We start from the raw sequence: 22,469 nt of genomic DNA on the forward strand, positions 1-22,469 counted from the left end.
TCTTAGAGCCCGTCCGATAATGTCCGGCCGGGGTTGAGTGGCCGGGATGGCGGTGATTCCAGAAGGGTGCTGAAGCCTCATCTGGACGTGCCATGTGGACCCCGACCACTCGCCGGCAGCATAGCCGTGCGCGCCTGCGCTACGAAACCGACCTGACGGATACGGAATGGGCGGTGATCGCGCCCATGATGCCAGAGCCTGCCTCGCGTGGCCGCCCGCCCGTCTGGACCATGCGAGAGGTGCTGAACGCGATCTTCTACGTGCTGCGCGGCGGGATCGCGTGGCGGCTGATCCCAAAGGATCTCCCTCCGCGCAGCACGACGTTCGGCTACTTCAGCCGCTGGCGGGACGAGGGATTGTTCGGGCGGATCAACCACACCCTGGTTGTGGCCGACCGGGAGCGGGCCGGGCGCGAGGCCTCGCCGACGGCGGCCGTGCTCGATAGCCAGAGCGTGAAGACCACCGAGAGCGGCGGCCCGCGCGGCTACGACGCTGGAAAGAAGGTCAAAGGCCGCAAGCGTCAGGCGCTCGTCGATACGGACGGACGCGCCCTCGTCCTCGATCCGCAGCCCGCCAGCATCCAGGATCGCGATGGAGCCGGACCGGTGCTATGCCTGTCGCGTCGCACTTTCCCGTTCATCGTCAGAGCCTTCGCCGATGCAGGCTATGCGGGTGACAGGCCGGCCACGATCATCACCGTCGACATCGTGCGCAAACCCAAGGATCAGGTCGGGTTTGCCGTGCATCCGCGCCGATGGGTGGTCGAGCGCTTCTTCGGCTGGATCAGCCGCAACCGACGCCTCTGGAAAGACCCGGAAGCGACCCTCGCCTCCGCACAAGCCTTCCTCTACGCCGCCGCCATCATGATCCTCGTCCGAAGGCTGGGCCGAGCGTCATGACTTATCGGACGGACTCTAAGTGACCCTCGCCTCCGCACAAGCCTTCCTCTACGCCGCCGCCATCATGATCCTCGTCCGAAGGCTGGGCCGAGCGTCATGACTTATCGGACGGACTCTAAGGCTGTCACCGAGACCTTGGTCGTTACGAATCCGATGCAGCGGGCGACCACCGTATGAGCCGCTTCATGGCGAGCAAGGAGGTCAACATCCCCTCTCAGGACCTGGATCGTGGCAGCGGACATGTGACCGTCGTATCCGAATGATTCGCCATGCGGCTGGTATCGGGCTGGTATCAAGGGGGTCACGACGATACCAGCCGGGCCTTGCCGTTGACGGCTAAGGCGCTCATCTGACAGCGGTTTCGGCTGTGAAGGGAGTGGAGCGGGTACCGGGAATCGAACCCGGGTATTCAGCTTGGAAGGCTGCTGCTCTACCATTGAGCTACACCCGCGTCGGAACCGTTTAGCACGATACCGAGGGTCGAGACAGGGAGCCGGACGCGTCGCTCGCGGTCTCGTCAGAGGTTTGGTGGGGGAAGTAGGACTCGAACCTACGAAGCTTACGCAGCGGATTTACAGTCCGCCCCCTTTGCCGCTCGGGACATTCCCCCAAACCGCTGCCCGTGGGCAGCGCGCGGGTCCTTATGATGAGGCCCCGCGCGGGTGTCAACGGGGATCGCTCAATCGATCGGCGCGAGGTCGCAAATCCGGACCTGGGCGCGGTCGGCGCCGCGCCAGGTGTCCACCGCCAGGGTTCCGGCGACGTGGAATTCGCGACCGATACCGGCGAGGATCGCCTGACCGAGGGGGCCCTGTGCCGCGCGGAAGCAGATGGCGCCGACCGCCTGACCGTCGCGGCTGCGCAGGCGCGCCCGGACGTGGCCGTTGCCGACGATGCCCGCATCGACGATGCGGTGGCGCGGCAGGGCGAAGATCGGTTCGGGTGCGCCCGAACCGAACGGGCCGGCGCGCTGGAGCAGGCGGACCATTTCGGCCGTGGCTCCACCCGCGCTCACGGTGCCATCGAGGAGGAGCGCCTCGACGGCCCGGGCCTCGCTCACGGCTTGCGCGAGGTCGTGCGCGAGGTGAGCGGCGAACGCTCCCGTCTCCGGCCCGGCGAGGGTCACGCCGGCCGCCATGGCGTGGCCGCCGCCCTTGAGGGCGAGGCCGGCCTCCACGGCGGCGCGCACGGCCCGGCCGAGGTCGGCGCCGGGGATGGAGCGGCCCGAGCCCGTGGCGGTGCCGTCGGGCCGGAGCGCGAAGGCGAAGGCCGGGCGGCCGAAGCGTTCCTTGAGGCGGGCGGCGATGAGGCCGACGACGCCCGGATGCCATTCTGCCGAGGCCGCCACCAGGACCGGGCGCTCGGGGTCGCCCGTGAGCGCGTGGTCCATCTCGGCCTCGGCGGCGGCGACGGCCTGGGCCTCGATGACCTGGCGCTCGCGGTTGAGCCGGTCGAGCTCAGCGGCGATGCGGGCCGCCTCCGCCGCGTCGTGGGTCGTGAGCAGGCGGGCGCCGAGGCCCGCATCGCCAATGCGCCCGCCGGCGTTGATGCGCGGACCGACAAGGTAGCCGAGGTGCCAGGCTTCCGGCGCTTCGCTCAATGCGGCGGCGTCCAGAAGGGCGGCGAGGCCGATGCGTCCGCGTCCGCGCATCACCTTCAAGCCCTGCACCACGAAGGCGCGGTTGAGGCCCGTCAGGGGCACCACGTCGGCGACCGTGGCAAGGGCCACGAGGTCGAGGGCGGCGGCGAGGTCGGGGAGGTCCGCGACGCCGTCCCGGCGCAGGCGCCGGTTCAGGGCCACCAGGGTGAGGAACACCACGCCCGCCGCGCAGAGGTGGCCGAGGCCCGACAGGTCGTCGAGGCGGTTGGGGTTCACCACGGCGCGGGCGGGCGGAAGGGTCTCGGGGGCGCCGTGATGGTCGAGGACGAGGACGTCGAGACCGAGGGCGCGTGCCGCCTCCAGGGGGGCGTGGCCGCTGGTGCCGCAATCGACGCAGACGAGGAGGGTGGCGCCGGCCTCCCACAGGGCGGTGACGGCGGCGACGTTCGGCCCGTAGCCCTCGGTGATGCGGTCGGGGATGTGGATGCGGACATCGAGGCCGAAGCCGCGGAGATAGCCGGCCAGGAGCGCGGCGCTGGCGGCGCCGTCGACGTCGTAATCGCCGAAGATCGCCACGGTCTCGCGGGTCGAGACGGCTTGGGCGAGGCGGTCCGTCGCGGCCGCCATGTCCACGAGGCAGTCCGGATCCGGCATCAGGTCGCGCAGGCGCGGGTTGAGATGCGCGTCCGACTCCGCCGGGCGGATGCCGCGCCCCGACAGCACCCGGGCGAGGAGGTCCGGCAGGCCGTGGGCCTGGGTCATGGTGGCGGCGTAGGCCTGGAGCACCGGATCGGCGCAGCGGTCGTGCCACGGCCGTCCGAGGACCGAGCGGGTGACGTCGAGGAAGGCGCGGGGGATCTCAGCTGACACGGGGCGACCCTACTCCAGCCCGGCCGGCCCGAACTGCACGAAAACGACGACGGGGCCGGCGATGGACGCCGACCCCGTACGCTGTCCTGGCGGCGCGGGCGAGGCCCGCGCCAGAGGTTCAGAGGTTCTTGACGATGGAGTCGACGACCTTCTTGGCGTCGCCGAACAGCATCATGGTGTTGTCGCGGAAGAACACCTCGTTCTCGACGCCGGCGTAACCGGAGCCCATGCCGCGCTTGATGAACAACACGGTCTTGGCTTTCTCGACGTCGAGGATCGGCATGCCGTAGATCGGCGAGGCCTTGTCCGTCTTCGCCGCCGGGTTGGTGACGTCGTTGGCGCCGATGACGAAGGCGACGTCGGCCTGCGGGAAGTCGCCGTTGATGTCCTCGAGCTCGTGGACCTCGTCATAGGGCACGTTGGCTTCGGCGAGCAGCACGTTCATGTGGCCCGGCATGCGGCCGGCGACGGGGTGGATGGCGTACTTCACGTCGACGCCCTCCTTCTTGAGCATGTCGACCATCTCGCGGAGCGAATGCTGGGCCTGGGCCACCGCCATGCCGTAGCCCGGCACGATGATGACGCGCTCGGCGTTCTTCAGGATGTAGGCCGCGTCGTCCGCCGAGCCCTGCTTGACCGGACGGGTCTCCACGGCGCCCCCGGCCGCGCCTGCCGCGGCATCACCGCCGAAGCCGCCGAGGATCACGGAGATGAACGACCGGTTCATCGCCTTGCACATGATGTAGGACAGGATCGCGCCCGAGGAGCCGACGAGGGCGCCGGTCATGATGAGCGCGAGGTTGCCCAGGGTGAAGCCGATGCCGGCCGCCGCCCAGCCCGAGTAGGAGTTCAGCATCGACACGACGACGGGCATGTCGGCGCCGCCGATGGGGATGATCAGCAGGCCGCCGAGAGCGAACGACAGCAGCACGATGACCCAGAACACCAGCTTGCTCTCGGTGCCGATGAACACCGCGATGAGGCCGACGAGGGCGATGGCCAGGGCGATGTTGAGGGCATGGCGCTGGGGCAGCATGATCGGCTTGCCGGACATGCGCCCGTCGAGCTTGGCGAAGGCGATGACGGAGCCCGTGAAGGTGATGGCGCCGATGGCGACACCGAGCGCCATCTCGAACAGCGACTCCTTGTGGATGTGGCCGTTCTCGAGGATGCCCACCGCCTGCGGTGCGTAGAGGGTGCCGGCCGCACCCGCCACGGCCGCGAGGCCGACGAGGGAGTGGAAGGCCGCCACGAGTTGCGGCATGGCCGTCATCGGCACGCGCTTGGCAATGACGGCACCGGCGCCGCCGCCGATGCCGAGGCCCAGGAGCACGAGGATCCAGGCGCCGAATCCCGCTGGCGGATGGCCGACGAGGGTGGTGAGGACGGCGAGCCCCATGCCGACCATGCCGTACAGGTTGCCCTGCCGGGAGGTGGTCGGGTGCGAGAGCCCCCGCAGCGCCATGATGAACAGGACGCCGGAAACGATGTAGAGGAGTGCCGAGACGTTCTGGGACATCGTCTCAGGCCTTCTTCTTGTACATGCCGAGCATGCGCTGGGTGACGAGGAAGCCGCCGAAGATGTTCACGCTGGCGAGAACGATGCCGAGGAAGCCGAAGAAGCGGGCCCAGCCGGTGCCGTGCTCAAGGAGCGGCACGCCGGCCGCCAGGATGGCGCCGACGATGATCACCGAGGAGATGGCGTTGGTCACCGACATGAGGGGCGTGTGGAGGGCCGGCGTCACCGACCAGACCACGTAGTAGCCGACGAAGATCGCCAGAACGAAGATCGCGAGCTGGAACACCGTCGGGTCGACGGCACCATGCGTCACGGCGCTGAGGCCGTGACCGATGCCATCGGCGTAACTCTGCGCCTTGGCGGCGTGCTGCTGCGCGATATCCGCAGCGGTTCGGGCTGCGGTGGCAGCGGCGCGCGCCTGCTCGGCGGCCTGATCGGGGGGGAGCGTGGCCATCGTATCCTCCGGCGGGATCAGGATTTGGTCTGGAAGGCGGGATGCACGACCTGACCGTCATGGGTCAGGTTCGTCGCCCGGACGAGTTCGTCGTCCCGCTTCACCGCCAGGGACTTCGCCTCCTTGTCGATGAGGGTCTCGACGAAGGCGTAGAGGTTGCGCGCATAGAGGCTCGACGCCGTGGCGGCGAGGCGGCCGGGCACGTTGAGGTGCCCGACGATCTTCACGCCGTGATCCGTGGTGACGATCTCGCCGGCCTTGGCGCCCTCGACGTTGCCGCCACGCTCGACCGCGAGATCGATGAGCACGGAGCCGGGCTTCATGGTGGAGACCATGGCGGCGGAGACGAGCTGCGGGGCCGGCCGGCCCGGAATCAGGGCGGTGGTGATGACGATGTCCTGCTTGGCGATGTGGGTCGCCACGAGGTCGGCCTGCTTCTTCTTGTACTCCGCCGACATCTCCTTGGCGTAGCCGCCCGAGGTTTCGGCCTGCTTGAACTCGTCGTCCTCGACGGCGACGAACTTGGCGCCCAGGGACTCGACCTGCTCCTTGGTGGCGGGCCGCACGTCCGTGGCGGTGACCACCGCGCCCATGCGGCGGGCGGTGGCGATGGCCTGGAGCCCGGCGACGCCGACGCCCATCACGAAGACGCGGGCAGCGGGCACGGTGCCGGCGGCCGTCATCATCATCGGCATGGCGCGGCCATACTCGGAGGCACCGTCGACCACCGCGCGGTATCCGGCGAGGTTGGCCTGCGAGGACAGCACGTCCATCACCTGCGCGCGGGTGATGCGGGGCATCAGTTCCATGGCGAAGGTGTCGAGGCCGGCTTGCGCCATTTCACCCAGGGCGGCTTCGTTGCCGTAGGGATCCATGATCGCCACCACGGTGGCGCCACGCTTCAGCAGCCCGATCTCGTCGCCGTTGGGGCGGCGGACCTTGAGGACGAGGTCGGCCCCGTTGGCCGCGTCCTGGGCCGAGGAGGCGACGGTGGCACCCGCCGCCTCGTAATCGGCATCCGGGACACCGGCGGTCAGGCCGGCACCGGACTGGACGGTCACGTCGGCCCCGAGGGCGATGAATTTCTTGACCGTTTCGGGCACCGCCGCGACCCGCGGCTCCGCGGGATCAGACTCTGTCAGGACAGCGATGCGCATTCAGGAAGCCCCCTCGGCGATCCGTCCGGACCACCGTAACTCGGCAGGAATATAGAGCCCGACGACTGGTATACCAGTGCGCCCGGGCTACGTCACGCGAAGAAGAGGTAGAGCAGAAGCAAGACCGCGACCACGACGGGGGCCTTCCAGCCCACGGCCGGCGCGAGGGCGCCCACGGCACCGGCGGCGCCGGACACCACGACGGCGAGGATCGCAGTCAGCCACGCTTCATGAATGCCGCCGATGGCGAGGGCCAGCACCCAACAGATCACCACGGAGGTGCCGATTTCGACGAAACGAACGAAGCCGCGATAGGTCTGCTCGTGGGTCTTCTCGTCCATGGCGGGGCTGTAATGCACGCCGGACACGGTCTTCATATCGGCCATCGTGTGGTCGTCCCCATGGATCTGTCTTGATTTGTTCCAAGGGGATTTAGCGCAAGCCTCGGCGGCTCGCAATCAGCATGCATGCCACGCAATGGCCACGAACCGGTTTTTGTCGCGCCGGCCAAGTTTCGCAGGGCCAGCCGCGTGACGTCACACCGATAGGGTCACGCCGGCAGGGCGAGTCCCGCCCGCGTGAGAGCCTCGCCCTGCCGGGTCTCGAGTTCGGAAAGCGAGAAGCGCTCGATCTCGGCCTCGAACAACCGGTGGTAGTTCAGTTCCGAGCGCAGGTGGAGGAACACGGCGCCGAGGCCGACGGCGGCGCGGTCCATGAACACGAATTCCTGCGGCACGGTCACGGGTCCCCGGGCTTTCAGGGCCTGATGCACCTCGAAGGCCTGACGCCGGCCGTACTCGCCGGGCTTGACCCCGTCGGCCACCGTGCGGGTGCGGTCCTCCAGGATCGGCCCGTAGATGAAGCGCGCCCAGATGTTGAGGATCTCGATGAGCTCCTTGTTGAGGTTCTTGAAGCCCCAGACCTCGTAGGCGTGGACGATGCGTGCGCCGTCGTTCTCCAGGAGCCCCCGATAGAGATCGACCACGCCGCCCACGAAGCGCGGATGGAAGATGCGCACGCAGCCGTAATCAAGGAGGTTGATGCCCTGCGCCTCGCCACCCTCGGAAAACACCGTGTAGTTGCCGAGATGCGGGTCGCCGTGGATGACGGCGGCGCGGCTGAACGGGTGCCACCACGCCTTGAACATCGCCCGGGCGAGGCGGTTGCGGATCTCGATGGGACTTTGAGAGAAGTTCAGGATGCCCTCGCCCTCGAGCCAGCCGAGGGTGAGGAGGCGCTTCGTGGAGAGATCGGTGTGAATGGCCGGCACGCGGACTTCGGGCACGTCGCGCAGGACGTTGCCATAGAGCACGGCGTGCTTGGCCTCGCGCGCGTAGTCGAGTTCCTCGCGCACCCGGGCGCCGATTTCCTTCGCGATCTCACGTGTATCGAGCCAGGAGCTCATGCGCCGGTGCAGGGCGAAGGCGACCTCCAGCTGCTTCAGATCGGCCTCCACGGCCGATTGCATGTCGGGATACTGGAGCTTGCAGGCGAGCGCCGTGCCGTCGAGGCCGGTCGCCCGGTGGACCTGTCCGAGGGACGCGGCCGCCGCCGGCTTGAGGTCGAAGTTCGTGAACCGCTTCTGCCAGTCGGCGCCGAGTTCGGCCATCATCCGGCGCTTGACGAAGGCCGCGCCCATGGGCGGCGCGTCGGCCTGGAGCTTCTGCAGTTCCGTCGCGTATTCGGGTGGCAGAAGGTCCGGCACCGTGGCCAGCAACTGGGCGACCTTCATGATCGGCCCCTTGAGGCCGCCCAGCGCCTGGGCCAGGGCGGCGGCGTTGCTGGGCGCCTCCTTGCCGCCGAACAGGCGGGCGCCGGCCATGCGGGCGGCGACCCCGCCGACATTGGCACCGACGCGGGCGTAGCGGCTGGCGCGCGCGGAGAAGCGGTTGGCTTCGCTGTCGTGATCGGCCATCGGGTTCTTCGGATCTCGGATAAGGACGCGTCCGGTAAGCCGGCCGCTCCCTTGAGATAAGCCCATCGGCGTCCCGCGCCAGGGCGCTGCGCCGTTGCGGCGCGGGAGAGGGGTCAGGCGGCCGGCCAGTTGTCGCGGATCCAGCGGGCGAGGCCCGCTTCGGTGATCTCGCCAGCGGCGAGGCCACGGATCATGACCACCGCCTCGGCCTCGTCGGTGACGAAGTCGATATCGTTGAGGCCGAGAAAGACGACGAGGGCGAGCAGGGCCGCGCGCTTGTTTCCATCGATGAACGGATGGTTTTTCGCGATCCCGAACGCGTAGGCGGCTGCGAGCTCGGCGAGATCGGCCTCGCCATAGGCGACCCGGTTCACCGGGCGGCCGAGGGCCGATTCGAGGGCACCCTCGTCGCGCAAGCCGCTGGGGCCGCCGAACAACTTGAGCTGGCGGGCGTGGATGGCCTGGACGAGGTCGCTCGTCAGCCAGACAAACGTCGTCATTTGGCCAGCTCGGACAGGGCGTTGCGGTAGGTCTTCATCGCCTTCTCGGCGATTTCCATGCCCTTCTCGAAGGTCGGGTCGAGGGGCGACAGCCGAACGGAACCGTCGCCGCCCTCCGTCAACGAGAGCCAGTCGCCCTGCGCGAGGTTGAGCCGGCTCAGGAGTTCCTTGGGCAGGATCAGCCCGGTGGAATTGCCGATTTTCTTGACTTCGAGTTTCATGACGCTTCGCCTTTCGTTGTACGGAATGTACAACGAAAGGCGGGGCATACCAAGCGGCGCTCAGCCCTCCATCGCCTCCAACTCCGCGATCATCCCCTCGATCATGGTGAGCCCGATCTGCCAGAAGCCCGGGTCGCAGGCGTCGAGGCCGAAGGGAGCCAGGAGTTCGCCGTAGGGCTTGGCGCCGCCGGCCGAGAGCAGGGCGAAATAGCGCTCCACGAATCCGTCCTCGGCCTTGGCGTAGACCCCGTAGAGGGAGTTCACGAGGCAATCGCCGAAGGCGTAGGCGTAGACGTAGAACGGCGAGTGGATGAAGTGCGGGATGTAGGCCCAGAACGGCTCGTAGCCCGCATCCAGGGTGATGGCCGGACCGAGGCTGTCGCGCTGCACCGACATCCACAGGGCGTTGATCGCTTCCGCCGTGAGCTCGCCCTCGGCACGGGCGAGGTGCACCTTGCGCTCGAAAGCGTAGAACGCGACTTGCCGGACCACGGTGTTGATCATGTCCTCGACCTTGGCGGCGAGCATGGCCCGGCGCTGGGTCGCGTTGGTGGTGGCGGCCAGCAGCCGGCGGAAGGTCAGCATCTCGCCGAACACGCTCGCGGTTTCGGCGAGCGTCAGGGGGGTGGGGGCCATCAGGGCGCCGTTGGGGCCGGCGAGCACCTGATGCACCCCGTGGCCGAGCTCGTGCGCCAGGGTCATCACGTCGCGCGGCTTGCCCTGGTAATTCACCAGCACGTAGGGGTGGGCCGAGGGCACGGTCGGGTGGGCGAAGGCGCCGGGCGCCTTGCCGGGCCGGGTCGGCGCGTCGATCCAGTTTCGGTCGAAGAACGTCTTCGCGATGCTCGCCATGCGCGGCGAGAAGGCACCGTAGGCGTCGAGCACCGTGTCGCGGGCCTCCGCCCAGGGAATCGTGCGCTGCTCGACCTTCGGCAGCGGCGCGTTGCGGTCCCAGTACGGCAGGGCCTCGACCCCGAACCACTTCGCCTTCAGGGCGTAGTAGCGGTGCGACAGGCGCGGATAGGCCGCCTGCACGGCCTCGACCAGGGCATCCACCACTTCGGGCTCGACGCGGTTCGACAGGTGGCGGGATTCGGCCACGTCCGTGAACCCGCGCCAGCGGTCATTGATCTCCTTGTCCTTGGCGAGGGTGTTGGTGATCAGCGTGAACGTGCGCAGGTTCGCCCGGAACACCTCGCTGAGCGCGCCGGCCGCCTCCTTGCGCACGGCCCCGTCCGGGTCCTGCAGGCGGTTGAGGGTCGGCTCCAGGGTGAGCTGCTCGCCCTGTACGGGAAACCGCAGGGACGCGATGGTGCCGTCGAACAGGCGGTTCCACGCCGAGCGGCCGGTGACCGACTTCTCCAGGAACAGCTTCTCCGTGCGGTCGTCGAGCTGGAACGGCTTCTCGCGACGAAGGTCCTCGATCCAGGGGGCGTAGGTGGAAAGCGGCCCGTCCGCCATGGCCGCGTCCATGGCGGCGTCGTCGATGCGGTTGAGCTCGAGGGCGAAGAACAGGAGGTGGCTGGACGCCGTCGTCAGGCGCTCCTGGGTGTCGCCGTAGAATTTTTCGCGCGTCTCGTCGGTGGTGTCGCCCGAGTAGACGAGGCCGGCGAACGACATCAGGCGGCCGAGCAGATCCTCGATGGCCTCGTAGGCCTGGACCGCCTCGGCGAGGCGCGCGGAGGCGTCCGGGCCAACGGCGAGGTCCGCCAGCCGGCCGGCATAACGCTCGGAGACCTCGCGGCAGGCCGTCTCGGCGCGGGCGAGGTCGGCGCGGAAATCGGGGGCGTCGATGCCGGAATAGAGGTCGCCGAGGTCCCATTCGGGCAAGGCGCCGAGGTCGGCGGCGAGTGCGGCCGCCCGTGCGGCGCTGGCCCCTTCGGCAATGGCGACGATGCCCGCGCGGCTGGCTTGGGCGACGGCTCGACTCGGCATGATGGGAGGCTTCCTGGGGCTGGGCACTGAGGCGCCGCTCCCCGGTGATATCGAGCGGGCCGGCCCCGCGATCAACCGCCTTGTGGGCGAAAGCCGACGTCCCGGCGCGGGAAAAGCAGGGGTGCGGCGTCGCCGACCGACAATCCCCGGAAAAGTCGGATCGTCGTTAAGCGCGGCTTTACGCTCTTGGGGCACCCTGCGGATCGAAACGAAACAGTCCGGCGCCGCATCACCGAGCCCGTCTCGCGGTGCGGCCACCTCCCCGCGAGACCAAGGCGCCCCCCATGTCGACAACGGTCCTCATCGTCGACGACGATCCCGTGCAGCGCCGCCTCGCCGAGGCGATGGTGCGCCGGCTCGGCTTCGACGCGAAGGTCGCAGAGACCGGCGCCGACGGGCTCGCCGCCTTGCGCTCGGGCGAGCCCATCGACGTGGTTCTCCTGGATCTCGTGATGCCCGGCGGTCTCGATGGCCTCGGCGTGATGGCCGAGATGCGCAAATCCGGCCTCGACGTGCCGGTCATCGTCCAGACCTCCAACGGCTCCATCGATGCCGTCGTCACCGCCATGCGGGCCGGGGCCGTCGATTTCGTGGTGAAGCCCGCCGGTGCCGAGCGTCTGCAGGTCTCCATCAAGAACGCCCTCAAGGTCGATCAGCTCGAGGAAGAGGTCCGCCGCATGCGCCGGCGCGCCTCCGGTTCCCTCTCGTTCAAGGATCTCACCTCGAAGAGTCCCGACATGGAGCGGGTCACGCGGCTCGCCGAGCGGTCGGCCAAATCCAACATTCCCGTGCTCATCGAGGGCGAATCGGGGGTCGGCAAGGAGGTCCTCGCCCGCGCCATCCAGGGCTCGGGCGACCGGCGCGGCAAGGCCTTCGTCACGGTCAATTGCGGCGCGATCCCCGACAACCTCGTGGAATCGACCCTGTTCGGCCACGAGAAGGGGGCGTTCACCGGCGCCACCGAGCGCCACATGGGCAAGTTCGTCGAGGCGTCGGGCGGCACCCTTTTCCTCGACGAGATCGGCGAGCTGCCCCTCGACGCCCAGGTGAAGCTCCTGCGCGCCCTGCAGGAGGGCGAGGTCGATCCCGTGGGCGCTAAGCGCAGCGTGCGGGTGGATATCCGCCTCATCTCGGCGACGAACCGCTCCCTCCTCGATCTGGTCAAGCAGGGCCGCTTCCGCGAGGACCTGTACTACCGCCTCAACGTCTTCCCCATGACCCTGCCGCCCCTCCGGGCGCGCCGCGAGGACATCCCCGATCTCGTGCGCTCGTTCTGCGCCCGGTTCGCGGCGGAAGAGGGCAAGAAGGTTCGCGCCGTCACCCCCGAGGCCATGGCGCTGCTGACCCGCTACGGCTGGCCCGGCAACGTGCGCCAGCTCGAGAACGCCCTGTTCCGCGCCGTGGTGCTGGCCGATGGCGATGAACTCACCGTGGCGGAGTTTCCGCAGATCGCCGCCCAGGTCGAGGGCTTCGACGTGCGCATCCCGGCCGCCCCCGTGCAGCCCATGGTGCAGGCCGGGGCGCCCGAGCCCGTGCGCGAGATCGTCCGGGTCGAGGTCCGCGATCCCCACGCCATGAGCCTGGTGGCCGAAGAGACCGGCGAGATGAAGACCATGGACGGCCTTGAGGCCGAGATCATCCGCTTCGCCCTGCAATTCTACCGCGGCCGGATGTCGGAGGTCTCGCGCCGCCTCGGAATCGGCCGATCCACGCTCTACCGCAAGCTCAAGGACCTCGGGCTCGACGGTGACGACAAGGCCGAAGAGGCCGCCTGAACCAAAATGGCACAGGTGCGCCCTCTCGCGAGGGCGTGCCGTTGCGCACCCGTACGCGCCGGTCGATATCTTTAACTGAAGCGACCGGCCGTCCGGTCCGCAGGAGTTGCACCCATGGGCGTCACGCGCTCCGCCTCCGTCGCCCTGTCGGCCCTCGTCGCGGGCTGCCTCGGCTACGGCGCCCACGCCGAGGTCGCCGCGCCGGACCGGCCGGACACTCCCGTCGTGCAGAAGGCCTCCGTCGATCCGGCGCTCCCGGAGACGGCGAGCCCCGTGGCCGTGCCCGCCTCCCCTGAAGCCGCCGCTCCGCCGGCCGACGCGTCCCCCGCGCCCGTCGCCGAGGCGCCCCCGCCGGTGCCGAGCGATCCCTTGGGCGCCGCCGTGGCGGCGCGTCTCGCCGACCCCGCCCCCCTGCTGCCGCGCCTGACCACGAAGGACCGTGAGGCGATCCAGGCGTTCTACGCGCTCGGCGCCTTCAAGCCCGTGTGGATCGTCGACGGCGCCTACACGGCCGCCGCCAAGGCCGCCGCCGCGCGTCTCGCCGCCGCTGGCGAGGACGGCCTCAAGGCCGCCGCCTACCCGGTGCCGGTGCTCGGCACCCAACCGCTCACCGAGGCCCAGGTGGCCGACGCCGAGCTGAAGCTCTCGGCGGCCGTCGCCCTCTACGCCCGCGACGCACGCGGCGGACGCGTTCACCTGTCGAGCGTGTCGCGCCTCATCACGCCGACCCTCGACCTGCCCGCCGCCGACGCGGTTCTGGGCCGGATCGCGCCGGCCGGCGTCCAGGCCGGCGTCCTCCTCCAGGCCTACAACCCGAGCCAGCCGGGCTATCTCGCCCTGAAAGGCCGCCTCGCCGCCGCCCGGGGCGGGCAGGCCCCGGCGGGCGAGCCCACCGTGCACCTGCCCACCGGCCCCGTCCTGAAGCTCGGCATGCGCGATCCGCGGGTGCCGGCCCTGCGCACCCGCTTCGCCCTCGCGACCCGCACGGCGGGGACCCTCGACACGGCGCCGGGCGAATCCGATGCGTACGATTCCGCCGTTTCGGCCGCCGTCGCCGGGTTCCAGCGCCGCCGGGGGCTGCCCGTCACCGGCACCCTGACCCAGCAGACCGTGGCGGCCCTGGGGCGTCCCGACGCCGCGCCCGTGTCCGACGACAACGAGGCCGCGCTCCTCGTCAACATGGAGCGCTGGCGCTGGCTGCCGGCCGACCTCGGGCGCGACTACGTGATGGTCAACATTCCCGAGTTCCAGGTCCGGGTGTTCAAGGACGGCGTCAAGCGCGACGAGGCCCGGGTCATCGTCGGCAAGACCGAGAGCCCGACGCCGATCTTCTCCGGCCTCATGGAATACGCCGTCGTCAATCCATCCTGGAACGTGCCGCCCTCGATCCTGAAGAACGAGTTCCTGCCCGGCCTCGCCCGCGACCCGAACTACGCGGCGCGGCGCGGCTACGAGGTGGTCTACCGCAACGGCAACGTCTCGGTCCGCCAGCCGCCGGGCGAGCGCAACGCGCTGGGCTTCATCAAGTTCATGTTCCCCAACAACCATGCGGTCTACCTGCACGACACGCCGAACCGGTCCCTGTTCTCCGGCTCGCGCCGGGCGCTGAGCCACGGCTGCGTGCGGGTGGAGGATCCCTTCCGCTTCGCCGATTCGGTGCTGCCCGCGGCCTGGTCGGGGGAGCGTCTGAAGAAGCTCATCGGCAAGGGCGAGCGCACCATCCGCCTCGCCGAGAAGCTGCCCGTGCACCTCGCCTACTTCACCGCTTACGTCGACGATCTCGGCGGCTACCGGACCCTGCCGGATCTCTACGGCTACGATTCCCGCATGAAGATCGCGCTGGGTCTTGCCCCCGGCAGTCTGCTCGTGGCCAAGGCCCCGGCCGGCAAGGCGACGCCGAAGCTCGCGGGATCCAGATCCCCCGCGCCGGCGTCGAACACCACGCCGTCGCCGGAGGTGCGGCGCAAGCCCGTGCGCGAGGTCCGGGCGGTGCAGCCCGCCCGCACCGCCGCGCGACCGCCGGCGGATTTCGGCGAGCCCGGCCTGTGGACCCCGACCCCGTCGCGGCCGTCCTCCGGCTGGTGGTAGGCAGGGTTTCGGCCCGGCGCGGCGCGGCCGCGAACCGGAAAACCCCGGGACAGCCGTCCGGCGTGTGCCGCCGCACGTCGGAGCACGATTTCGCCACGGTTGGATCTTAGCCATAAACGGCATCGACCGGCGGACAGTCGAGGATCCGATAACCGCACGTTCATGGTTTTCGGCAACCTTGCGTTCACCATGATCCGCCCGGCGCGCGGGATCCGGCAGAGGTGAGGACGAACGTGCGTCAGTTCCTGCGACACGGCCCCCGGTCCCGCCCGCGCCCCGCGCGCCTGCGCCGTGCCGCCATCGCCGCCTCGGGTATCGCCCTGGCCCTCGTGGCCGGCACGCGCGGCACCCAGGACGCGGTGGCCAACGGCGACACCCGCACCCTCTCGATCTTCCACAGCCACACCAAGGAAAGCCTCACCGTCACGTTCAAGCGCGACGGGCGCTACGACCGCGCCGCCCTCGAGCAGCTGAACTGGCTCCTGCGCGACTGGCGCGCCGAAGAATCCATCAAGATGGACCCGCGCCTGTTCGACACCGTGTGGGAGGCCTACCGCTCCGTCGGTTCGCAGGAGCCCATCACGGTGGTGTCGGCCTACCGGTCGCCCGGCACCAACGCCATGCTTCGTCGCCGGTCCCGCGCCGTCGCCGAGTACAGCCAGCACATGCTCGGCAAGGCGATGGACTTCTACCTGCCCGACGTCTCCATCGACCAAATCCGCGCCGTGGGCATGCGGATGCAGCGCGGCGGCGTCGGCTGGTACCCGCGCGCGGGTTCGCCCTTCGTCCATCTCGATGTCGGCTCCGTGCGCTCCTGGCCGCGCATGACCCACGACCAGCTCAGCCGCCTGTTCCCCGACGGCAAGACCGTCCATCTCCCCGCCGACAACCGCCCCCTGCCCGGCTACGAACTCGCCCGCGCCGAGGTCCTGGCCCGCGGCGGTACCGTGCTGGGCATCACCCAGGTGGCCCAGCAGGTCGACGAGGAGGACGGCCCGAGCATCCGGGGATTCTTCGCCAGCCTGTTCGGCGGCGGATCGAGCAGCGAGCCGCCCGCACCGGCCCCCGCCCCCGCGACGCGGGCCCGCGCCAAGCCGAGCGTGGTGGTGGCGAGCGCCGACCCGGACGACCAGACCGGCACCCGCGCAGCCCTGGCCTACGCGGCGCCCGCGGCCGACGACACCCTCAAGTCGACCCTCCTGCGCCGCGATGGGCGCGATGCCCAGACCCTCCTGACCGCCGAGAAGTCCACGGAGATCAGGGTGCCCGACGGCAACACCGGGGATGCGGCCAGAGCGACGGCCGAGGTTCCGCTCCCGCCGCGTCGCCCGGCCGAGTTCGCCGCCGTGGCCGCCGCGCTCACGATGCCCCTGCCTCCGCAGCGTCCGCCGGTTCAGGTCGCGGGCCTCGGGACCGCCGGCATGGCCAACCTCGCCCCCGCCCAAGCCCAGATGTCCACGCAGGCGCCCTCGCCTGCCCGCCTCGTTGCCGCCACCGCCGACCCGAAGCTGCAGTTGCGCGCCCTGTTCGCCGCCGCCGCGCAGGGCGCCTCCGAGCCGGCGAGCCGCGCCGCGCCCGTGCGCCTCGCCGTGACCCGGACCAAGCTCGACGGCGCACCCGCCGGCAGCCTGACCCAGCCGGCGGCCGTCGCCACCCGCTTCTCGGCGCGCGCGCCCGGCGATGACCTCAATGCAGGACGTTTCTCGGGTTCTGCCACCCGCCCGGTGCCGGGCGCGCGCTGATCCCCGCTCGGGCGATCCCCGAAACGACGAGGGCCGCGGCAGGAATGCCGCGGCCCTCGTCGTTGTGTGCCATGGGCCGGCGTCCGCCTCACACCATGCCCAGAGCCTGCATGTAGAGTTCGAGGATGGCCTCCTCCTCCTGGCGCTCGGCGTGATCCTTCTTGCGCAGGGAGATGATCTTGCGCAGGGCCTTCACGTCGAAGCCGGTGCCCTTGGCCTCCGCGTAGACGTCCTTGATGTCCGAGGCGAGACCGGCCTTCTCCTCCTCGAGGCGCTCGATGCGCTCGATGAAGCTCTTGAGCTGGTCGGCGGCGACGGACGAAGCATCGACGGCGGGTGCGGCGGAAGCGGCCATTTTCGTCTCAATCCCTGACTGGCGAGGCGCATCGTTCACGAGAATGCGCCGGAACCGCTTCACTAAGCGTTCAAGCTTACCGGGACCTTACGGCCCCGGACCGCAGACCGTCGTGGTCGCGTAAGCTTTTGTTCCTGAACGCGCTTTCGCCGAATCGTCGGGGCCGGCTTCAGTGCGGTTCAGCCGCCGCCCCGGTGAAGGCCGCCTGCTGCTCCGGCGTCGCCTCGCCCTGGTGCAGGCGCTTCCAGGCATCGTAGGGCATGCCGTAGACGGCCTCGCGGCTCGCGTCCTTGGTCAGCGGCACGCCCTTTTCGTCGGCGGCGTCCTTGAGCCAGTTCGACAGGCAGTTGCGGCAGAATCCGGCCATGTTCATCAGGTCGATGTTCTGCACGTCCGTGCGTCCCTGCAGGTGGGCGACGAGGCGCCGGAACACGGCGGCTTCGAGCTCCGTCCGGGTGGCGGCGTCGATCCCGGTCGTGCTGGTCCCGGGCGTGCTGGTCTCGGTCATGGGATGTCCTCGGTGTGACGGGCTGCTCGTTCAGGAAAGGTCGTGTCCAGGCCCGCGCCGTCAAGGACGGACGGCCGATTCGGATTCGGCGCCGCCGCTTCCAGTCTGGTGCCAAACCGCACGCCGTTCGGTTCGGGGCGGGCCTACATCAGCGCTACACAAGAACTCACGGCCCACCGCCTTTTCGACGGAGACCGCGATACTGAAAGGTCCAACGTCATGAACGTCCGTCTTGCTTCCGTCGCCGCCGCCGTCGTCTTGAGCCTGAGTGCCGTTGCTTCGCCGGTTCTCGCGCAGAGCTACACGGCACCCGCCGGTGTCTCGGCCCATGCGGCGCCCGGCTACACCGCCGGCCGCGCCCTCGACGATGAACTCACCACCGGTTCCATCGCCCCGCGCCGGGACGACGCCTCCGCGAAGGAAGGCAATGCCGAGCAGAACAGCTTCCCGGTCTGGCAGTACGGTCGGACCTCGGGCGGCACCCGGTAAGCCCGATCTCGGGATGAATTGGACGGCGGGGCGAGAGCCCCGCCGTTTTCGTGTGCGCGCCGCAGGCCGATCAGGGCAGCAGCGGACGCAGAAGCTTGGCGAACCGCGTCGCCCATTCGATCTGGCCGGGTTCTTCGGCGATGAGGTCCTGGCGGATCTCCACCAGGGCGTTGCGCAGGCCGCGCGCGAGGGCGTGCCGGTCGATGGTGTCTCCGGGAAGCCCTCCCCCGTAGGGTTCGTTGTCGCCGACCGTGAGATCGGCCGGGTCGGCGCGCAGACCCGCGATGAGGGGCGCGCTGAGGCGGTCGTCCCGGTCCCACAGGATGCCGACGTGCCAGGGACGCGGTACGGTGCGCCAGTACGGCGTGAAGCTGTGCATGGTGAGGATCGCCGGCGGCACGCCCGTCGCCTCGGCCGCCGCCACGTGGGCGTCGATGGCCGCGTCGAAGGGCTCGTAGAACCGGCGGATGCGCTCGGCCTTGCCGGCCTCGTCGATGCGGGCGTTGCCCGGCACGATGGCGCCGTCGGAGAGGCGCATCACCAGGGTCGGGTCGGCCCGGCCCCGGTTGGGGTCGATGATGAGGCGTGAGAACCGGGTCAGGATCGCGGGCGCGCCCAATTGCACGGCGAGGTGCCGGGTCACGGCGGCCGCGCCGATGTCGTAGGCGATGTGGCGTGCGTATTCGTGGTCCGGTACCCCGAGCCGGTCGAGGTCGTCGGGCACATGGTTGGAGGCGTGATCGCAGAGGATCAGCAGGCCCCGGGCCGGATCGCCCGGGATGGTCTCGACGGGATGTGGAGGCTGCATGGGCGGCGGGGTCCGTGGATCCGTTCGGGGCTCGGGCGGGCGGAACGCGGACGGAGCCGTGCAAGCATCCGGCCGCGCCATCGCGGGGTGTCCCGCGTCATCGCATGCTTGCCGCGACCTTGCCGCGGCGGCGGGTGTCGGGCACAGCACGTATCGCGGACAAGCGCGGGCACGGCAACAATCCGGCCCGAGGGAATTCGTCCCGCGAAACAATCACGATCCGGCGACGCAACGCCGGGCGGCCTTCCACGACCGTCTTTCCGCGATACACGGACACGCCATGACCGCGCCCTCCCCCGCCGACCACGCCGCCGCCCGCACCCTCCTCCTCGGCATCCTCGACGAGGCCATCGCCGCCGCTCATCCCGCGCGCTGCCTCGTGCCGCACCTGCCCGCCCCCGGCCCCGGCCGGCTCATCATCCTGGGCGCGGGCAAGGCCGGCGGCTCCATGGCGGCGGTGGCGAGCCGGTTCTACCGGGAGCAGCACGGCGTCGCCGCGAGCCGCATCGTCGGCCTGGCGGTCGCCCGCCACGGCTACGGCGAGGAGGCGCCGATGATCCGCATGGTCGAGGCCGGGCACCCGGTGCCCGACCAGGCCGGCATCGACGCGACCGTCGACGCCCTCAAGATCGCCGCCGATGCCGGGCCGGACGACGACGTGCTGGTGCTGCTCTCGGGCGGCGGTTCGGCCAATTGGATCGCGCCGGCCGGCGACCTGACCCTCACCGAGAAGCAGGCCATCACCAAGGCGCTCCTGCGCTCGGGCGCGCCCATCAACGAGATCAACTGCGTGCGCAAGCACCTGTCGCGGATCAAGGGCGGGCGCCTCGCCATGATGGCCCGCAACGCCCGCTCGATCCTGACCCTCGCGATCTCCGACGTGCCCTTCGACGACCCGGCGGTGATCGCTTCGGGCCCGACCGTCCCGGACCCCTCGACCCTGGCGGAGGCCCGTGCCATCTGCGAGCGGCGCGGCATCCCCCTGCCGGAGACGGCGAAAGCGCTGCTGAACGATCCCGTCAACGAGACCCCGAAGGCGGGCGACCCGTCCTTCGCCCGGGCCGAGTACCGCATCATCGCCCGGCCCATCGACGCCCTGGAGGCGGCGGCCGAGGCCGCGCGCCGCGCCGGCTACGAGCCGGTGATGCTCGGCCCCGATGTCGAGGGCGAGGCCCGTGAGGTCGCGGCCGAGCACGCCCGGCTCGCCCTCGACCACCACGCTCGCGGCGCCAAGGTCGCGATCATCTCAGGGGGCGAACTCACCGTCACCATCGTGGGCGAAGGCCATGGCGGCCCGAACCAGGAATACGCCCTGGCGCTGGCCATCGCGCTCGACGGCGCACCCGGCATCCTCGGCATCGCCGCCGACACCGACGGCACCGACGGCGGGCGCGGCGAGGCGACCGACCCGGCCGGCGGCCTCGTCGACCCCACCACCCTGGCGCGTGCCCGCGCCGCCGGCCTCGACCCCGCCGCCATGCTGGCGGACAACGATTCGACCCGGTTCTTCGACACCATCGGCGACCTCGTCCAGCCGGGTCCCACCCGCACCAACGTCAACGATTGCCGGGTCATCCTTGTCGGGTAAGGGCATGGGTCGACAGGGCATGGGCCGACAGGGCATGGGCCGACAGGGCATGGGCCGACAGGGCATGGGCCGACAGGGGATGAGCCGACAGGGCATGGGCCGACGCCGTCGCCCGACCCTTCCTTCCCGCAAGGGGTGGAGCGTCCGGGCGGGCGTGCTCGCCGCTCTCCTCATGACCGCAGCCCCCGCCCGGGCCGACCTGCGCATGTGCAACCTCACGACCAGCAAGGTCGGCATCGCGCTGGGCTACCGCGACACGCAGGGCTGGGTGACGGAGGGGTGGTGGGACGTGGCGCCCAAGGGCTGCGAGACCCTGCTCAAGGGGACCCTGGCGGCCCGGTTCTACTACGTCTACGCCGTGGACTACACGCGCGGCGGCGAGTGGAGCGGACGTTCGCTCATGTGCACCCGGGACCGCGAATTCACCATCCGGGGCGTCGAGGACTGCCTGGCGCGCGGCTACGATCGCAACGGCTTCTACGAGGTCGACACCGGTGAACAGAAGAGCTGGACGATCCAGCTCACCGATCCGAACCAGCCAGCGAATCCCGCGCCCTGAGCGGGCCTCAGAGCGCTTCGATCTCGGCGAGCAGCGCGTCGGAGAGGCTGATGCCCGCCTGCGCCGCGCGGGCGCGGGCGGCGAGCCGTTTGGTGCCGGGCAGCCGGGCACCGTCCTGATCCTCGATCATTCCCGCCAGCACGGCGAAGCGCTCGCACGCATCCGCCGCGAAGGCGGTGGCGTCGAGGACGAGAATGAGCTGGCCGGTGCCGGGCGGGCCGCCCACGGCGTCGAGGAACGAGGTCGCCTCGCCGGCAAAGCGTGCGCCGACGAGGCCGGCCGCGAGCAGCTCGACCATGAGGGCCAGAGCCGTGCCCTTGGCGTCGCCCAGCGGGATCATGGTGCCGGCGAGAGCCGCCGCCGCGTCGGTGGTGGGGTGGCCGTCCGCATCCACCGCCCAGCCCTCGGGGATCGTCTCTCCACGCTGCTTGGCGGCGATGATGTTGCCCCGCGCCACCTTCGAGAGCGAAAGATCGACCACGATGGGGGGCCGCCCCGGCAACGGGCAGGCGAAGGCGATGGGGTTGGTGCCGAACACCGCCCGGTTGCCACCCCAGGGCGCCATGGCGGCCGGCGCATTGGCGAACAGCAGAGCCACCAGCCCCTGCGCCGCCAGGGCTTCGGCCGGCCGCCCGGCTGCACCGCAATGGTGCGAGCGCCGGATGGCCGCGGCCGCCACACCCTGGCTCCGGGCGATCTCCGGGAGTTCGGCGACCGCCCGGTCGAGGGCCGGATAGGCGAAGCCGTGGCCGGCATCGATGGCGAGCAGCCCGGGCCGGGGCCGCGTCACGGCAAGGGTCGCATCGCCCACGACCTTGCCGGCGCGAACCTGCGCCCCGTAGGCCAGCAGGCGCATGAGCCCATGGGTCGCGAGGCCGTCGGCCTCGGCGCCGACCAGGGCGACGGCGGTGCTCTCGGCCTGGTCGTGGCCGGCACCACAGCGTAGGAGCGTGCGCACGGCGAGGTCGTGGGCGGCGGCCAGGGTCAGGGTCGGCATTGTCTAAGGCTCATCCCGTCGCGTCGATCGAACCGGAACCGGACCGGGTCCGATCCGCGGTCCCCCGGGTCGGTTTGACGTGTCCGGGACACGACGTCCACCGCAGGGACGGGTGTCGTCAGGATCGGTCGGTCGTGTCCGGGGCGAAGGTGGCGTCGTAGAGTTCCTGGTGCTGCCCCAGCAGGGCGTCGATCCGGGAACTCAGTTCGGCATAGGCCGCCCGCATCTGCCGGAAGTTCGCGTTCGTTTCCCCCTGAAGCGTACCGAGGCGGCCGCGCTCGTCCGGGTCGGGATGTCCATCGAGCACCCGGCTCGTCTCGCGCAGGGCCAGGGCCCTCACCTGCCGCTCCGCCGCATCCAGGGCCGCGATCTGCTGCGCCAGGTGCTCGGCGGCATCCATGAGTTTCGCAACGCTCGCCCGGAGACTCTGCCGGATCCGCGCCACGTCCGAGAGTTTGTGGATCGCATCGTTCGCCGGCTCCATGAGGCA

General features: G+C 70.3%; 21 protein-coding genes and 2 tRNA genes. 7 read left to right on the forward strand and 16 right to left on the reverse strand.

All coding sequences use genetic code 11. The features are described from left to right. The first annotated feature begins 92 nt into the window (after positions 1-92). Positions 93-899 (forward strand): IS5 family transposase, encoded by an 807-nt coding sequence (locus ASG60_RS18245; protein WP_056387020.1) that lies wholly within the window; start codon positions 93-95, stop codon positions 897-899. A 377-nt stretch (positions 900-1,276) separates the two neighbouring features. On the opposite strand, the gene ASG60_RS18250 is transcribed toward ASG60_RS18245, so the two are convergent. The 11 genes from ASG60_RS18250 to ASG60_RS18300 form a co-directional block, all read right to left on the reverse strand. Beyond that, positions 1,277-1,350: transfer RNA gene (locus ASG60_RS18250), tRNA-Gly, on the reverse strand. A 75-nt stretch (positions 1,351-1,425) separates the two neighbouring features. Continuing rightward, positions 1,426-1,509, reverse strand: a tRNA-Tyr gene (locus tag ASG60_RS18255). A gap of 69 nt (positions 1,510-1,578) precedes the next feature. After that, positions 1,579-3,261, reverse strand: a complete 1,683-nt coding sequence (gene recJ / locus ASG60_RS18260; RefSeq protein ID WP_244476716.1) for a single-stranded-DNA-specific exonuclease RecJ — start codon at positions 3,259-3,261, stop codon at positions 1,579-1,581. 226 nt (positions 3,262-3,487) lie between these two features. Then, on the reverse strand, positions 3,488-4,888 hold the full coding sequence (locus tag ASG60_RS18265; RefSeq protein WP_056168656.1) for an NAD(P)(+) transhydrogenase (Re/Si-specific) subunit beta: 1,401 nt from the start codon (positions 4,886-4,888) through the stop codon (positions 3,488-3,490). A gap of 4 nt (positions 4,889-4,892) precedes the next feature. Further along, complete coding sequence (locus ASG60_RS18270) at positions 4,893-5,342, reverse strand: NAD(P) transhydrogenase subunit alpha (RefSeq protein WP_056168659.1); 450 nt, start codon at positions 5,340-5,342, stop codon at positions 4,893-4,895. Between the two features lie 17 nt (positions 5,343-5,359). Continuing rightward, positions 5,360-6,499 carry a Re/Si-specific NAD(P)(+) transhydrogenase subunit alpha gene (locus ASG60_RS18275; RefSeq protein ID WP_056387024.1) on the reverse strand — a complete coding sequence of 380 codons (1,140 nt, stop codon included), beginning with the start codon at positions 6,497-6,499 and terminating at the stop codon, positions 5,360-5,362. A gap of 92 nt (positions 6,500-6,591) precedes the next feature. After that, on the reverse strand, positions 6,592-6,885 hold the full coding sequence (locus ASG60_RS18280) for an aa3-type cytochrome c oxidase subunit IV (RefSeq protein ID WP_056168668.1): 294 nt from the start codon (positions 6,883-6,885) through the stop codon (positions 6,592-6,594). A 164-nt stretch (positions 6,886-7,049) separates the two neighbouring features. Beyond that, entirely contained in the window at positions 7,050-8,414 is a 1,365-nt protein-coding gene (locus tag ASG60_RS18285; RefSeq protein ID WP_056306601.1) for an AarF/ABC1/UbiB kinase family protein, read from the reverse strand. A gap of 113 nt (positions 8,415-8,527) precedes the next feature. Beyond that, on the reverse strand, positions 8,528-8,914 hold the full coding sequence (locus ASG60_RS18290; protein ID WP_056168675.1) for a type II toxin-antitoxin system death-on-curing family toxin: 387 nt from the start codon (positions 8,912-8,914) through the stop codon (positions 8,528-8,530). Beyond that, the gene (locus tag ASG60_RS18295) at positions 8,911-9,135 is read right to left on the reverse strand and encodes an AbrB/MazE/SpoVT family DNA-binding domain-containing protein (protein WP_056168680.1); all 225 of its coding nucleotides are present in this window, start codon (positions 9,133-9,135) and stop codon (positions 8,911-8,913) included. Before ASG60_RS18295 ends, ASG60_RS18290 begins: the two co-directional genes overlap by 4 nt. 60 nt (positions 9,136-9,195) lie before the next feature. Next, a complete protein-coding gene (locus tag ASG60_RS18300; RefSeq protein ID WP_056387025.1) occupies positions 9,196-11,070 on the reverse strand; it encodes a M3 family oligoendopeptidase in 1,875 nt (624 codons plus the stop codon). Between the two features lie 284 nt (positions 11,071-11,354). Between ASG60_RS18300 and ASG60_RS18305 the strand changes: the two genes are divergently transcribed. From ASG60_RS18305 to ASG60_RS18315, 3 genes are all read left to right on the forward strand, one after another. After that, complete coding sequence (locus tag ASG60_RS18305; protein ID WP_056168686.1) at positions 11,355-12,845, forward strand: sigma-54 dependent transcriptional regulator; 1,491 nt, start codon at positions 11,355-11,357, stop codon at positions 12,843-12,845. Positions 12,846-12,959: 114 nt separating this feature from the next. Next, on the forward strand, positions 12,960-14,933 hold the full coding sequence (locus ASG60_RS18310; protein WP_056387026.1) for a L,D-transpeptidase family protein: 1,974 nt from the start codon (positions 12,960-12,962) through the stop codon (positions 14,931-14,933). 233 nt (positions 14,934-15,166) lie between these two features. Then, the gene (locus ASG60_RS18315) at positions 15,167-16,675 is read left to right on the forward strand and encodes a DUF882 domain-containing protein (RefSeq protein ID WP_056387196.1); all 1,509 of its coding nucleotides are present in this window, start codon (positions 15,167-15,169) and stop codon (positions 16,673-16,675) included. 88 nt (positions 16,676-16,763) lie between these two features. On the opposite strand, the gene ASG60_RS18320 is transcribed toward ASG60_RS18315, so the two are convergent. Both ASG60_RS18320 and ASG60_RS18325 read right to left on the reverse strand, forming a co-directional pair. Beyond that, the gene (locus ASG60_RS18320) at positions 16,764-17,030 is read right to left on the reverse strand and encodes a DUF2312 domain-containing protein (RefSeq protein WP_056096607.1); all 267 of its coding nucleotides are present in this window, start codon (positions 17,028-17,030) and stop codon (positions 16,764-16,766) included. A 169-nt stretch (positions 17,031-17,199) separates the two neighbouring features. Next, entirely contained in the window at positions 17,200-17,538 is a 339-nt protein-coding gene (locus ASG60_RS18325) for a DUF1244 domain-containing protein (protein ID WP_056267253.1), read from the reverse strand. Between the two features lie 219 nt (positions 17,539-17,757). Between ASG60_RS18325 and ASG60_RS18330 the strand changes: the two genes are divergently transcribed. After that, on the forward strand, positions 17,758-18,027 hold the full coding sequence (locus ASG60_RS18330; RefSeq protein ID WP_056387028.1) for a hypothetical protein: 270 nt from the start codon (positions 17,758-17,760) through the stop codon (positions 18,025-18,027). 70 nt (positions 18,028-18,097) lie between these two features. Here ASG60_RS18330 and ASG60_RS18335 read toward each other — a convergent pair whose 3' ends face one another. Beyond that, complete coding sequence (locus ASG60_RS18335; protein WP_056168698.1) at positions 18,098-18,835, reverse strand: N-formylglutamate amidohydrolase; 738 nt, start codon at positions 18,833-18,835, stop codon at positions 18,098-18,100. 280 nt (positions 18,836-19,115) lie between these two features. Here ASG60_RS18335 and ASG60_RS18340 point away from each other — a divergent pair, with 280 nt between their 5' ends. After that, positions 19,116-20,423: a glycerate kinase gene (locus ASG60_RS18340; RefSeq protein WP_056387031.1), complete on the forward strand. Its 1,308-nt coding sequence runs from the start codon at positions 19,116-19,118 to the stop codon at positions 20,421-20,423. A 172-nt stretch (positions 20,424-20,595) separates the two neighbouring features. Next, positions 20,596-20,982 (forward strand): DUF1036 domain-containing protein, encoded by a 387-nt coding sequence (locus ASG60_RS18345; protein WP_082515202.1) that lies wholly within the window; start codon positions 20,596-20,598, stop codon positions 20,980-20,982. Positions 20,983-20,989: 7 nt separating this feature from the next. Here ASG60_RS18345 and ASG60_RS18350 read toward each other — a convergent pair whose 3' ends face one another. Both ASG60_RS18350 and ASG60_RS18355 read right to left on the reverse strand, forming a co-directional pair. Continuing rightward, positions 20,990-21,979, reverse strand: coding sequence for an Ldh family oxidoreductase (locus ASG60_RS18350; protein WP_056168708.1), 990 nt, complete (start codon positions 21,977-21,979; stop codon positions 20,990-20,992). Between the two features lie 118 nt (positions 21,980-22,097). Beyond that, positions 22,098-22,463 carry a hypothetical protein gene (locus tag ASG60_RS18355; protein WP_056387039.1) on the reverse strand — a complete coding sequence of 122 codons (366 nt, stop codon included), beginning with the start codon at positions 22,461-22,463 and terminating at the stop codon, positions 22,098-22,100. Positions 22,464-22,469 lie beyond the last annotated feature (6 nt).

It is taken from the genome of Methylobacterium sp. Leaf469 (assembly GCF_001424745.1).
Classification (GTDB): domain Bacteria; phylum Pseudomonadota; class Alphaproteobacteria; order Rhizobiales; family Beijerinckiaceae; genus Methylobacterium.

Bases quoted from the DNA above. Each gene is read 5' to 3' on its own strand.
- ASG60_RS18310 (WP_056387026.1), top strand. From the start codon at position 12,960: ATGGGCGTCACGCGCTCCGCCTCCGTCGCCCTGTCGGCCCTCGTCGCG.
- ASG60_RS18285 (WP_056306601.1), bottom strand. From the start codon at position 8,414: ATGGCCGATCACGACAGCGAAGCCAACCGCTTCTCCGCGCGCGCCAGC.
- ASG60_RS18280 (WP_056168668.1), bottom strand. From the start codon at position 6,885: ATGGCCGATATGAAGACCGTGTCCGGCGTGCATTACAGCCCCGCCATG.
- ASG60_RS18320 (WP_056096607.1), bottom strand. From the start codon at position 17,030: ATGGCCGCTTCCGCCGCACCCGCCGTCGATGCTTCGTCCGTCGCCGCC.
- ASG60_RS18245 (WP_056387020.1), top strand. From the start codon at position 93: ATGTGGACCCCGACCACTCGCCGGCAGCATAGCCGTGCGCGCCTGCGC.
- ASG60_RS18335 (WP_056168698.1), bottom strand. From the start codon at position 18,835: ATGCAGCCTCCACATCCCGTCGAGACCATCCCGGGCGATCCGGCCCGG.
- ASG60_RS18345 (WP_082515202.1), top strand. From the start codon at position 20,596: ATGACCGCAGCCCCCGCCCGGGCCGACCTGCGCATGTGCAACCTCACG.
- ASG60_RS18340 (WP_056387031.1), top strand. From the start codon at position 19,116: ATGACCGCGCCCTCCCCCGCCGACCACGCCGCCGCCCGCACCCTCCTC.
- ASG60_RS18270 (WP_056168659.1), bottom strand. From the start codon at position 5,342: ATGGCCACGCTCCCCCCCGATCAGGCCGCCGAGCAGGCGCGCGCCGCT.
- ASG60_RS18305 (WP_056168686.1), top strand. From the start codon at position 11,355: ATGTCGACAACGGTCCTCATCGTCGACGACGATCCCGTGCAGCGCCGC.
- recJ (WP_244476716.1), bottom strand. From the start codon at position 3,261: ATGACCCAGGCCCACGGCCTGCCGGACCTCCTCGCCCGGGTGCTGTCG.
- ASG60_RS18325 (WP_056267253.1), bottom strand. From the start codon at position 17,538: ATGACCGAGACCAGCACGCCCGGGACCAGCACGACCGGGATCGACGCC.
- ASG60_RS18300 (WP_056387025.1), bottom strand. From the start codon at position 11,070: ATGCCGAGTCGAGCCGTCGCCCAAGCCAGCCGCGCGGGCATCGTCGCC.
- ASG60_RS18290 (WP_056168675.1), bottom strand. From the start codon at position 8,914: ATGACGACGTTTGTCTGGCTGACGAGCGACCTCGTCCAGGCCATCCAC.
- ASG60_RS18295 (WP_056168680.1), bottom strand. From the start codon at position 9,135: ATGAAACTCGAAGTCAAGAAAATCGGCAATTCCACCGGGCTGATCCTG.
- ASG60_RS18330 (WP_056387028.1), top strand. From the start codon at position 17,758: ATGAACGTCCGTCTTGCTTCCGTCGCCGCCGCCGTCGTCTTGAGCCTG.
- ASG60_RS18350 (WP_056168708.1), bottom strand. From the start codon at position 21,979: ATGCCGACCCTGACCCTGGCCGCCGCCCACGACCTCGCCGTGCGCACG.
- ASG60_RS18265 (WP_056168656.1), bottom strand. From the start codon at position 4,888: ATGTCCCAGAACGTCTCGGCACTCCTCTACATCGTTTCCGGCGTCCTG.
- ASG60_RS18275 (WP_056387024.1), bottom strand. From the start codon at position 6,499: ATGCGCATCGCTGTCCTGACAGAGTCTGATCCCGCGGAGCCGCGGGTC.
- ASG60_RS18355 (WP_056387039.1), bottom strand. From the start codon at position 22,463: ATGGAGCCGGCGAACGATGCGATCCACAAACTCTCGGACGTGGCGCGG.